The following is a 12,815-nucleotide window of genomic DNA, read 5'->3' on the forward strand; positions in this document are numbered from 1 at the left end:
TGTAAAGTATAAGCTGATTCGGCCTTCACGGCAAGGGGATAAAAAGCCTTACAGGCCTTACAGACTGTAGTTGAATGTTTCGGCAATCACCGCTTCACCCAAATCAGCACGAGCAAGCGAAATTGCTTGAGTTTTTGTTTTAGCTTTTGCAGTATGGGTAAAGGTAAATCGGTTTATTTTCCGCGCCTGTTTAAAATCCCAAATAGATACATCAGCCCGTATGGTACAGGTAAACATGATATTATCTTCTGTATTTACCGTAATATATGTTCTTCCGAAAATAAAACGATCGACAGCAGCGCCGATCTTCGCCTGCGCAGCACGGATAACAGAAGTGTCATCCGCATTAGCAAGTTCACGATATTCATCAAGCCCAACCCTAGTAAAACCGCGTTTCATAAGCCCCATAAGAAGTCGTGTCGAGGTTGTATTACTGGAAAAAATAGGCGCATTATTTTCATCATAATCAAGAATAGCAATAATAGACGGTATCCGTTTCTCCGTTGTTGCAACTTTATAAGGGAAGAAAACGGATAGATTATCGTCTGCGCCATTAATTAAAGCGGTATCCGCTCTTACCGGGTAAAGACAAAATAAAAGTTTCCCATCACATGCTCGATTGGGGGTGGGTGGTGTAAAGTATAAAAAACCATCGGAATCCGTCCGTACAAACTCTCTTTTTAAACTGCTGCCTGTACCGGCGGATGGGTAGAGAACGGTGATAGGATAATTATCAAGCGGGAACTGTTTTCCGGGTATGGTAATGACAATACGTGCTGTAAATGGCTGTGTGAACGGAGATCCGGCATTCACAGGTGCGGGTTTATTGATCACCTCTATGGAAATAGACTCCAATAACGGTTTTATCCGATTGCGAGCATCGATAAGGCTCGCATCAGCTTCTTGCCCATTGCACGATTCATAAATAGTACTAAACAATGCAAGCCCTTTATGTACATCGTGATTTTCAACAGCCTGTGTAAGCTCTGAAAGCAGCCGTACAGCTGTTTGCGTCTCTGACGATGTTTCGGTAATTTTATTACCCAATCCCTCTGTTTGAGAAGATCGTTTCGAGTATTCTTGTTCAGAACCTCCACTTAGGTCCGTTACCGGTGATACAGTAATACCTTGTGCGGCACTGGACGCACAAGAAATGGATAACAATAAAAAATAGCAGCAACACAGTACAGATACTATACGATACATACACTAACGCCTCAATTTCGTAGAAAAAATCAACTCTTATATCGGATATTTTATAGAATCCTTTAGGAATACAACGGACAACCGATACTCACAATAACACGATATATTACGTCGGTAAGAAATTCTTTGGGGGAGGAGAGTCATGCTTGATACGTTAGAAGTAAAGTTCTTGCTTATTATTTTAGTAACTACGGGAATTCTATTCATTATTGTCGCTTTCTTCCTTGGAACGAAGATTGGTAAACTCATTGCCAGCAGACACCTCACAGCAGAAATTAAAACAGCTCGAGAAGATGCCATTAAACGGTCGCGAGCCGTACTAAACGGACAACTCTCCGAACAATTTGCGGCGTTCTTCCCCGGCTTTCCTGCCGATCCGACTGAAATTCGGTTTGTTGGAAAACCGGTCGACTTTGTCGCATTTCCGGGGATGTCGACTGGAACAATTAATGAAGTGCTGTTCGTCGAAGTAAAAACCGGCAATGCGGTGCTCTCAAATATTGAGCGTTCATTGCGCGATGCCGTCGAAAAGAAGAATGTCCGCTACACCGAGTACCGTATACCCAGTGTAGCAGAATAACCTCCAAACTTTCGCGGTCTTATGCAACGAAGCTTTCAAGTTCGTGCTGATGACCTATCGACTGCAGCCGTTCAAGTGCTTTCTTTTCGATTTGGCGGATGCGCTCTTTGGTTAAATTAAACCGTACACCTACTTCTTTTAACGAAAGCTGCTCATACCCGTTTAAGCCGAAGCGGTAGCGGAGGATCTCTGCCTCCCGTTCAGTCAAAGAAGCAAGCAACGCATCGACATTCTCACGGAGATCAATATCAAGTGCATAGCTTTCAGGCTGCATATAGCGGGTATCTTCAACAAAATCGCCGGTACTGGCAGCGTTGTTATCATTAAATATCGGTGCATCCAAAGAAACGGGGTCACGGGCAGCATTCATAATTGTCCGTACCATTTCAGGTTCAATGCGAAGATCTTGAGCGATGGCTGTAAGTTCTTTATCTTCCGGTTCACTTCCGCTCTTTCCCATAATCTTGCGGGCTTTTTCAATCTGTACCAACTCGTTTGCTCTGTTTAACGGAAGTCGAATCATGCGAGATTTTTCGCAGATAGCTTTTAAAATTGCTTGGCGAATCCACCATACCGCATACGAAATAAACTTGTACCCCTTATCGGGATCAAAACGGTCGGCAGCATTCATCAGCCCGATATTACCTTCGCTGATTAAATCCATAATCGGGATATTCTTATTTTGATATTTTTTTGCGACATTGACCACGAATCGTAAATTCGATTCAATCAGTATTTTTTTTGCCTTTTCATCTCCGGCGGCAGCTGCTTTTGCGTATTTTACCTCGTCTTCTACCGACAACAGCGGTATCTTGTTTATCTCTCTCAAATAAGTTGCAAAGATATTATTATCCGTACGCGTATTCTGTATTCTTTCCATAAGTCAAAACTCCTTGCAAATGAAGTATACGGTTTTCCGGTGCAATGCAGCGGGAACTCGCCGATCAATAAGGTGCTTTATCAATCACCTTGATTAAACCCTGTATATCAATTATTAAAGCAAACAAGATGCCAAGTTTTTCTCTATACAAACATGGCATAATTAAGGCAAAAACAGCTACAAAGTCGCCTTATTACGGACATTTTAGACATGGAATCATAAAAATAGGAAAAAAACTTGCCTTTTTACATCTTTGTTTGTATATTTAACTCAACCTTATACGGCTCAAATGACACACTCAGTATGAATAAAAGTAAAACTGGGTTAAATTGACACAGTCGTATCCGGTTAAAATGCCCCCGGATGCCAAGCGGGGCATATTTTTTTGCTACCGAAAAGTACATTATGATAGGAGGTTCTTACATGAAAGTACGGCCATTAGCAGACCGTGTTTTAGTAAAAGTCGATAAGGTAGAAACTAAAACCGCAAGCGGAATTATCATTCCCGATACCGCACAGGAAAAAACACAGACGGCAGTTGTCGTTGCCGTCGGCGATGATAAAGAAAAGATTAAGGTATCGGTCGGTCAAAAAGTGATGCATGATAAATATGCAGGGACACAAATTAAGATCGATGGCGAAGAATACTTGATATTAAAGGCTGGCGATATTGTTGCTGTAATTGAATAATTACGCCTACGCTGTTACAGCGCAGAGCCCAGCCGAAAAACGGCAGATATTAACTGCTCCGCGCGAATGAACCGGTATAGCCTAGAGGTATACCGGTTATTTTTTATACGCTGAAACTTAACGACCTTGCTCCAAATAACGCGGAGTAAAAATCTTATCGGGTATATTCATATTATATTGCATTTTTATAATGTTAATGGTTGTCGATGTATTTGTTGCAAGAGTGGTCATTTTAGTAACCCGCGGGGTATCCACACCTTGAGTTGCTTCGTAATTGCTCATTTCCATGATTTTTACCAATACGTTTTTTCGATCATAAAAGGCAATTTTTACCAGATGTTTGGTATTTTTTTCTACCCACACATTGGTTTTAGAATATTCCGATTTTGTATCCTTAGGGATACCTTCAATAACATAACAGAGAGTTCCGCCATACTCTTCTTCGCGCAGCAGTTTATACGTATCCAAACTGCTGTCCCGCTGCAAATACGACATGTCATTATATGAAAAATCGGTACCGAGAAAACTTTCGGTTCCTTCCGACTCACCGGTAATACGGCGTACTTTTCCGAGCGAGGGTAGATAAATCCGCTGATCGGTAACTCCGTCTTTTGCAATCATCAAAAAACGTGTCCCCTTTACATTTGCAGGCGCTTTGATTTCCAAAAAGGTGCGGTGATCGTTTTCTTTTTGCACGGAATATTGATCGACTAATAGTTCCGCCATCGTCGTGCCGTTTCGTTGGATTTCCATCTTTGCCCGCGTCCCGATTGTTTCAATCGTTATTTTTGACGGAGCGCCCTTCATAATGGATTCAGCGGTTTCTTCGGCAAAAAGCACTGTGATGCTGCAGAGCAATAAAAAACAAAGCATTAGTAATTTTTTCATCGTTATATACCTCCATAAAAATCTTTTAAAAAAATATCAAAGCCTACGGTTCTGTACTATCCCCCGGCAGCGGCTTCGTAATAAACCGCGGCTTTACAATCGAAAGAATGGTCGGTAGTATCGTTAAGCTTGCGAAAGAGCTCGTCGCCATTACCAAGGCAATCAGCAAGCCGAGTTCTGACAGCATATTAAACTTTGAAAGCATTAAAACGGCAAAGCCTGCTCCGACGGATACCGCATTAAACAGGATTGCTTTGCCCGAACCGTAGAATGTATGGATAAGAAAATTCCGGTCGTCGCGCCGTTTGGTATATTCATGATGATAAGCCGCCAAATAGTGGATGGTATAATCGATACCGATACCGATTGCAAAACTCGCGACCATCGCCGTCCCGATATTGAGTTTTATACCGACAATTCCCATAAACCCGAAGTTCAGCGCAACGGATATCATCAGCGGGATAATTCCGATAATACCGGCGATAATAGACCGGTAATAAATCGCTAAAATGAGAAATACGATACCGAACGATACCGCCACGGAAATCAGCTGAGACTGTACCACAAGGGTATTTAACGACTGTTCGATGAACATTGAGCCGTTTGCTTCTACGGATATGTCCTTGGGAAAATTGGCCTTAACATACGCCATTATCGCTTGCAAGGCTTGTTCGCTATCGTGTTGACCAACCGTTCTGAGCTGAATATTTACTTTAAGCGTAGCAGGGGTATGTATGTCATCGATAAAATCCTGTACGTTACCACCCATAAGCAAGAGGTAATTTTGAATAAGCATTGAAAGTTCTTCCTGCGTCTCTTTGCCGTATTTTTGAGGATCCGTAGGAATTTCGTAGTAGGCAGCACCTTTATAATTGATATCTTTCTTTAACGCATCAATCACCTCGGTCGCGGAAACATACCTGCCGCGGCGGGCTGCTTGAGCAGCTGCAAGTTTCTCGATGATTTCGGGAAAAGTATACGCCCGTTCTTTTTGTGTTTCTACGCCAGTGTTCACCACCGTATCGGTTACGGCAGAATTTGCAGTTTTATCAAGAGGAGTCGTTGTGTCATCGTCTCCAAAATCGCCAAAATCCCCAAATGTATCTTTTTCTCCCTTTTCGGTAGAGTTTGCACCGGTAGGCGTAAGTCCTGCCGCAGGCGCATCCGCGTTATACACTTGATTGAACCGTTTAATAACATCCGCCAGTGAGGTAACTTTTCCTACTTCGGGAATATTTTCTTCCGCATACTCGGCAAGAGAATCAATTGCCTGCAATACGTCAGGGCGGATAACATCACCCTGTTTGGTGCCTTTAATAATTAAATTCAGCAATTTAGAACCGCCGAAATTTTCGCGGATAAAGGTATCGGATCGAACGACCTGTACATCCGGTTCAAAGTATTCCATTAATACGTTATCGATAACGAGTTTTGAAATTCCCAACCCCGCAAAGATGATACAACCAAGACTGATCAGCAGCACGCTCCGTTTATGTGCATGGACAATCATCAGTGTATCGGCAATAATCCGATCGATAATACCGGTATGGCTCGGTTGAACGCCGAAACGCCCTCCGATGGTCGGATTACGGGGGCCACGCAAAATAAGAATTGCCGGGATAAGCGTTACCGCAACGATAAAGGCAGAAAGTACGCCGAAGCTCGAAAATATACCAAACTCAAAAATGGGAACGACGCTTGTAAAGCAGAACGAGACAAAGCCTGCAAAGGTCGTAAGCGCCGCCAAAAAAACCGGCGGAATAACCCGTGACATAGCTTCAACAATCTGCGCTGAGTGAGTTTCTCGAGAGATTTCCTTACTCTGTGTTACTTCATCAAAATAGTGATTGATAACATGGATGCCATACGCACTGCCGACGGCAATCAGAATAACGGGCAGTACCGTCGAAAGGATGGTCAACGGAATTTGCAGCAACGCCATCGCACCGATTGCCCAAATACATGAAATAATAACGGTGAGCAGCGGCAAGAACACGCCGGTAAATCTTCTAAACGAAAAAAACAAGACGCCCGCCACTACGATGACGACGATAGGCACAAGGAACATTAAATCATGACTTGTTGCTTCGTTGACAATTTCACTGAATACCGGCGCTCCGGTCACGTAGGCAACGGAATCCGGAAAGTCCCATTCCTCCGCGATACTCATCACTTTACGACACACGGCAATCGTTTCCGGTGAGCCGCTTTCTTCTTGTTTTACATTAAGGAAGATAATAGTCTGTGTTGCTTTTAAATCGTCGGAAACCAAACTGCGGTTATAGGTATCCAACGAGCGAAGTCGTTCGGTAATTGTGTTCAATTCTTCCGGCGAACCGGTTAAATGTTCCGGCACAAGTTTTCCACTTACAATTGAATCACCTGCAGCTTCGATATGGGTTGTCGTCGTAAGCGAAACGACACTTTTTACAAGTGGCAACGCAAGCAATTGCTTATCCAACTCCTGCATCTTTTCTAAAAATTTATAATCAATTATCGTTGAATAACGCCGTTGAATACCGATGAGGAGCGGTACCGAATCCCCGAATATCTTTGCCATCTCGGCATCTGCTATTCGTGCAGGATCGCTTTCCGGTATAAAACGAAAATTATTATTATCAAATCGGATACGCGGAAGCTGCAACGCAAAAAAAAGCGTAATGCCGAGTATAATACCTAAAATAACACGAGGATGTTTGTATAGTTTTTTAACCAGTGCGTTTTTCAAATTCATAAGCACCTACTTTGACAAGCGAGATACTCTAAAGCTAAGATATTTAAAGAACCCCGAAAATTAATTAAGAGTCCCTATACTATACTCCCATCCGAGTAAAGTCAAGGTTGCGCCTTACCTTGACGTATGGACGAACCTGTTCCGGTTTTTATCACTTCAATCTTTTGCGGGATGCGGCTTTGCAGTTCACCGACATGAGAGATAATGCCGACCATCCGGTTCCCGCGTATTTCGTCTAAGATGCTGACGGCATTTTCTAAGGCTTTTTCGTCAAGCGACCCGAAGCCTTCGTCGATGAACATCGAATCTATTCTGATGCCGCCTGCTCGTACCTGAATGGAATCGGCAAGGCCGAGCGCAAGGCTGATGGAGGCCATAAAGGTTTCCCCGCCGGAGAGGGTCGCAGAGGGGCGACATTTACCGGTATAGGCATCGGCGATTTCCAAGTCGAGGCCTCGGTATGCGTTCCCTGCGCCGTGCTCTTCACTGACGGCAAGCCGGTACCGTCCTTCGCTCATCCGCTCAAGCCGCTTATTTGCAAACACGGTTACTTCATGCAAAAAGGCGGAAAGAATCCACGTGTCGAACTGTAGTTTTCGCGGATTGCTGCCGCAGAGGTCTTTTGCAAGGGCTACCCAGTTTTGCGCCTCCGCCGTTTTAACTGCGAGGGCTTTGGTCAGTTCCATGTGCTGGGCGTGCAACTCCTTAAGCTTTGCTTTCTCCGTATTGAGGACTTCGAGCCGCGCCTGTATTTCGTCATACCGTTGGCGCAGGGCTTCGACGGCAGTTTCCAGCTCATCGAGGTCGCGCGGCTCCGTTGCGGTAACGTCTTTTTCCAATCCGGACGCCGCCTGCTTGTACGCCGCGTACTGCTCATAAAAGGTGTCGATTTCGGTTTTCCACTGCGCAACTTCCGGTTCGCTGCACACGGCTTGCTGTAGATCTTCCAAATCGGCAAAACCTTCCTTTATATACGCGGCTTCGAGCTGTGCCGTTTTTTCGCTGCGCTGCTGCGAGCGTTCCTGTCCGTGCGTTTCCGCTGCGGAAAGTTCGCCGCGGATCCGTTCAAGGTTTTGCGTTGCTTCGGAAACATCGGTATGATAAGCATTGATAGTCAGTTTGAGTTCCTGCAGCAGCGCCTCGCATTGCTCCAACGCGGTTTCCGCATCGGGGACTTCGTATTGCTCCGGTGCGGTCTTGCCGACAGGGGCATCGGGGGCTTTGGCTTTGCCGCCGGTTCCCTGGTTATCCAAAATTTCCGTATCCGCGCTCAGCTGAACGCTGCGCAGATTTTCGGGCAGCTGAGAAAAAGCTTGGTTAAACTGGCGGCGTTTTTCTTGCAGCGCGGCGGAAACTCCGCTTAAGCGTTGTTCCGCGCTGTGGTGCTGCTGTGTACATTCCTGCCGCTCCCGCTGCAAACGGCGGGTTTCTTCTTCCAGCGTTTTGTGTTCGGCAAAGGCTTTGCGGGATGCGTTGTACGCTTGCACTGCCTCGTTTATCTGCTGAGCGGTTTCCTTAATGCGGCTCTCCGCCGCATCCTTTCCTTCCGGAAAGGGAACCGCGCTGCATTCTTTATACCGCAGCTGTAAATCAGCCGCCGCTGCCGCCCGTTCATCTATTTGTTTTTGATAGTTTGTATACGAAGCCTCCGCACCGGCGAGCGCCGTCTGCGCTTTTTCTTTTTCATGTTGCAGTTTTGCTGCGCTCCGTTTTGCCGCTTCTATCCGCTCGTCAAAGCTGAACGCACTTTCTGACATACCCTGCGCCGGTGCGGGGTGATGTATCGAACCGCAGACAGGGCAGGGGCTTCCTTCTTCGAGGTGTTCCGCAAGCGCCGCCGCTGCACGCTGCCGTTCCGCAGCTTTTTTTTCTTCTTCTATTCTATTGATTTGTTCCGTTTGAATATCACAGTCGCGGGCAATCTCCGTAAGCTGTGTCCGCGCATTATCCGCAGCCTGCGCATAGCTGTGCAAAAAGGTAGCAAGCTGCTCCTGTTTGCATAACATATCGTGCAGCTGTTTTTCCATGTCGAGCCGGGTTTGCAGGCTGCGGTAGGCATGTTCCCGCTCGTCAAGCGCATCGACGGCAGGAGCAAGGACGGCGGTTTTTTCCGTAACGGCGGTGAGCTGCGCTTCGATACGCTGCAGTTGCGCTTGGGCGGCAGCAGCGGCGCGTTTCAGCTTGTCTTCTTCGGCTTGCTCCGCTCCGATTTCTTGCTCCAACACGGCGGCTTTCCGCAGCGAGTCGATGACGGCATAGAGGCTGTCCCGCTGCTGCTCTTTTGCGGTGATCTCGTTGTGCCGTTCCTGCAAAGCGTTCATACGGGCGGTCAGTTCTTCCATGCGTTCCCGTTTTTCCCGTATCTGCCGTTCGTCCGCCGCACATGCCGCTTCCAACTCAAGGAGCTGATTTCCGTGGACGGCGAGCGGGGCCGCCCGCTGCGCTTTTTCGATCTTCGCTTTTAAATTGCGGATATCCTCTTCGCGGATGCGGCATGCTTCCAGCTCTTCGGTAACCCGCTCCAGCTCTTTTCGCTTCTCTGCGAGTATTTTTTCCTGCTCAAGCTCGGTATTCTTTGTCTGTAAGGCGGTCAGGATACCGCCGTGTTCATCCCTGATACGGTCAATTTCGTTCAGCAGCTCTGCGCGGTCGCTCTCGTAACGATGGTAGACAAAGCGGGTATGCAGGGTTTCAAGGTTTGCTTCTATTATATGCGCTTCCTGCTGCAACGTGTCTGCGCGGAGCTTCGCTTCCTGCATTAAATCCGAGTAGCGTTTGATGGGAAACAAGTGCATCAGCGTCTCTTTTTTATCGCTCGACTGCGCCCGCAAGAACTGCGCAAATTCTCCCTGCGGCAAAAGGACGATGCGGCTGAACTCTTTGTCGGAAAGTTTAATCAGATTTTGGATTGAAGCATCGGTTTCCCGCTTGTTAGTCGATGAGCGGTTTTCCCAGCTGCCGTTTTCGTAGCATTCGAGGGAGACTTCTTCCGGTGTTTCCAGCTTTCGGCCTTCTTTGGTATACGGCAGCTGCCGTTTTATTCGGTACAGCTGCGTTCCGATAAAAAAGGTGAGTATGACATCGGAGACTGCATAGTCGTCTGCAAAGTGGCTCCGCAAATTCCGCATAACGCCCGATCTACCGCCGAGCGGTTTTCCGTAAAAGGCGTAAGAAATGGCATCAAAGAGTGTGGTCTTTCCGGCGCCGGTTTGTCCGTAAATTAAAAAGAGGGAACCGAGGCTGTCAAAGTTGACGGTATGCTCGCCGGTAAAAGGGCCGATGTTGTGCAGTATCAGTTCTTTAGGTCTCATCAATAGCCTCTTTGCAGAGCTGTTCAAAAAGCTCCTGCTTCATTTGGTTCGACTCGCCGTTAATGACGATTTCAAACCGGCTAAAATTTTCGGCTAACGTGAGCGGGTCTTCAGCCGTCCGTTCGCGGAGGGTCAGCTGTTCTTCCCCATCCTGCTGTTCCCGATTCATAAAACTCTTTTGCCGGATACTCAGCAAAAACGGAAATTTCTGCCGCAGCAGCTGCATCGGGTGTGCAATAACCTCGGCATCGTTCAGCGTGATTTCCAGATAGCAGCCGCTCCATTCGTCGTAGCGGTTTCCGGTAAAAAACTCTTCAAAATTGCCTTCCAGCCGTTTAAGCGGGCGTTCGGAAATGATGGGTATCCGTTCAATGTTGAGCGGAGCCTTTGTGCCGTCTATAGCAGGCTGTAGGTTCTCCGCATCAAACAGTTCCCCACCGGAGTACGTTATCTCCTTGTCGATGGCGGTATTTTGTTTCGGTGCACAGTCGATATCTATCGAAATAACGCACTTTGCATCCTCCGATTCATCAAAGGAGTAGGGAAGGGGAGAACCGGAATAATACATTCTGTCGGTTATCCGTTGGCAGCGGTGCAAGTGTCCGAGCGCAACATAATCGAAAAAAGAAAAAAGGTCGGGATTGACATATTCAGCCGTACCGATAAAGGTTCGCTCGCTGGAGGAACTCTGCCCGCCAACGGTAAAGAGGTGCGCCGCTAACAGTGCGGGTATATCCGGCCGTACCGCTTGTTTCAGTATGTGCGACGCAACCGCCGCCATTTCCGCTTGCGAATCATCCGCGGCGCGGCACACTTCTTTTTTTTCTTCCGAAAAGGCTCCGAAGTTTAAAAACGGGAGCAGGTATACCGCAAGTTTTTCCGCGCCCTTGGTAAGGATTACCGGATCGGCAAGCCTGTTCGTATCCTGCGCAATATAGATACGCTGATTTTGCAGTATCTCGCGGGCAAAGGCAAGCCGCTGCGCGGAGTCGTGATTGCCGGGAATGATAAATACCGCCGTATCGGGACAATCCTCCCGTATCAGGGCAAGGAACCGGCTGAAAAGCGAAACCGCCTCCGCCGACGGAATGGCGCGGTCATACACATCGCCTGCGATAATCAGCGCTGCATAATCGTCCCGTGTAAGAATATCATGAATGTCGTTCAGCATTTTTTCCTGCACGCCGAGCAACGGCGTTTCATGCAGCGTCTTTCCCAAATGCAGGTCGGCGGTATGGAGCAGTTTCATCCTTGCTACTGTATGACTAATATCCGGTTCTGTAAAGGGGCGGAAAAATTCCCAAGTATAAAAGGTGTGATATATGGGAACCTCTAAAAACTTTCGTTTTTTTAAAGTGTTTCCTTAGATTTAATTAATTTTTATTCTTATTTGCTACTTGCAAACTTTTTGCATTTATGTATACTTGCAACCGATTTGCAACTAGCATTGCAAGAGGAGTTTTTAATGAAGAAATTGTTTTTTACAGCAGTTTGTATGATGTTTTTCAGCATCGTCACGGTAAGTCTGTTTGCCGGCGGAAAAACCGAGAAAAACATGGAAGGAAAAGTTGCCGTTGCAGCAACCTTTGATGCGATGAAGGAACTCACGGAAATCGTGGGTAAAGATAAGGTGTATGTCCATACGATTATCCCGCCGGGAGTTGAAGCTCATGATTTTGAACCCAAGGCAGGAGATTTAAAGTTCTTAATGCAGGCAAAAGCCGTTGTTTACAACGGTTTGGGTATGGAACCGTGGCTTATGGATGCTCTCCATGCGGTGAAGCAGGATACGATAAAGACTATCTGCGCAAGTAACGGTATTAAACCGATCGAACTCGCAGAAGGGCACCATCATCACCACCACCACCACGAAGATGAGCACGATCATGATCACGACGAGCATGACCATGATCATGACGACGACCATGATGCAGTTGATCCTCATGCGTGGTTGAGCCTTGAGTCTGCTAAAGTGATGGTTAAGAATATCGCCGACGGTTTAAGCGAGGTAGATCCTGCAAATGCAGCTTTCTATAAGGGGAATGCCGCAGCTTTTATCGCGAATGCTGATGCGCTTTTAGCAAAATACCGCGATAACCTTGCAAAGGTAAGTCATCGCCGTTTTGTTACCGGACACGCGGCGTTCGGCTATCTTTGCCGTGACTTCGGGCTTGAACAGAATAGCGTGGAAGATGTATTTTCTGACGGAGAACCGAGTGCACAACAATTAGCAAAATTAGCAGATTATTGTAACCAATATGGAATTAAAGTTGTTTTCTCCGAAAATGCGGCCAGCCCGCAAGTTTCGGCAACCTTAGCAAAAGAAGTCGGGGCTTCGGTGCAAACAATTTATACGATTGAGTCGGCTGAAGACGGTTTATCCTATATGGAACGGATGACCTCTAATATAGAAAAAATTTACAAAAGCCTTGCACAGTAAGCTCAAACCTTATATGTTGGCTTAAGACAAACGACAGCAAGTCCCGGTGATAGTCATTGTATGGCCTTTATATCTCTCCTTTAGCC

The 12,815-nt window shown here is 46.6% G+C and carries 9 protein-coding genes; 3 read left to right on the plus strand and 6 right to left on the minus strand.

The annotated features are described in order from the left end of the window. Positions 1-57: 57 nt before the first annotated feature. Positions 58-1,206 carry a hypothetical protein gene (locus tag E4N69_RS11915; RefSeq protein WP_371922351.1) on the minus strand — a complete coding sequence of 383 codons (1,149 nt, stop codon included), beginning with the start codon at positions 1,204-1,206 and terminating at the stop codon, positions 58-60. Between the two features lie 142 nt (positions 1,207-1,348). Here E4N69_RS11915 and E4N69_RS11920 point away from each other — a divergent pair, with 142 nt between their 5' ends. Further along, entirely contained in the window at positions 1,349-1,786 is a 438-nt protein-coding gene (locus tag E4N69_RS11920) for a Holliday junction resolvase-like protein (RefSeq protein ID WP_253714568.1), read from the plus strand. 19 nt (positions 1,787-1,805) lie between these two features. On the opposite strand, the gene E4N69_RS11925 is transcribed toward E4N69_RS11920, so the two are convergent. Then, the gene (locus E4N69_RS11925; protein ID WP_253823962.1) at positions 1,806-2,666 is read right to left on the minus strand and encodes a sigma-70 family RNA polymerase sigma factor; all 861 of its coding nucleotides are present in this window, start codon (positions 2,664-2,666) and stop codon (positions 1,806-1,808) included. 423 nt (positions 2,667-3,089) lie between these two features. On the opposite strand from E4N69_RS11925, the gene E4N69_RS11930 reads away from it, so the two are divergent. Further along, a complete protein-coding gene (locus E4N69_RS11930) occupies positions 3,090-3,356 on the plus strand; it encodes a co-chaperone GroES (protein WP_006188806.1) in 267 nt (88 codons plus the stop codon). A 117-nt stretch (positions 3,357-3,473) separates the two neighbouring features. Here the strand turns inward: E4N69_RS11930 and E4N69_RS11935 are convergent, their stop codons facing one another. From E4N69_RS11935 to E4N69_RS11950, 4 genes are all read right to left on the minus strand, one after another. Next, complete coding sequence (locus tag E4N69_RS11935) at positions 3,474-4,244, minus strand: outer membrane lipoprotein-sorting protein (protein WP_253823963.1); 771 nt, start codon at positions 4,242-4,244, stop codon at positions 3,474-3,476. A 43-nt stretch (positions 4,245-4,287) separates the two neighbouring features. Beyond that, a complete protein-coding gene (locus E4N69_RS11940) occupies positions 4,288-6,978 on the minus strand; it encodes an efflux RND transporter permease subunit (protein WP_253823964.1) in 2,691 nt (896 codons plus the stop codon). 101 nt (positions 6,979-7,079) lie between these two features. Next, on the minus strand, positions 7,080-10,289 hold the full coding sequence (locus E4N69_RS11945; protein WP_253823965.1) for an SbcC/MukB-like Walker B domain-containing protein: 3,210 nt from the start codon (positions 10,287-10,289) through the stop codon (positions 7,080-7,082). Further along, positions 10,279-11,538 (minus strand): exonuclease SbcCD subunit D, encoded by a 1,260-nt coding sequence (locus E4N69_RS11950; protein WP_253823966.1) that lies wholly within the window; start codon positions 11,536-11,538, stop codon positions 10,279-10,281. Before E4N69_RS11950 ends, E4N69_RS11945 begins: the two co-directional genes overlap by 11 nt. 216 nt (positions 11,539-11,754) lie before the next feature. Between E4N69_RS11950 and E4N69_RS11955 the strand changes: the two genes are divergently transcribed. Then, positions 11,755-12,729, plus strand: coding sequence for a metal ABC transporter solute-binding protein, Zn/Mn family (locus tag E4N69_RS11955; RefSeq protein WP_253823967.1), 975 nt, complete (start codon positions 11,755-11,757; stop codon positions 12,727-12,729). Positions 12,730-12,815 lie beyond the last annotated feature (86 nt).

Source organism: Treponema sp. OMZ 906, from assembly GCF_024181185.1.
Lineage (GTDB): Bacteria > Spirochaetota > Spirochaetia > Treponematales > Treponemataceae > Treponema.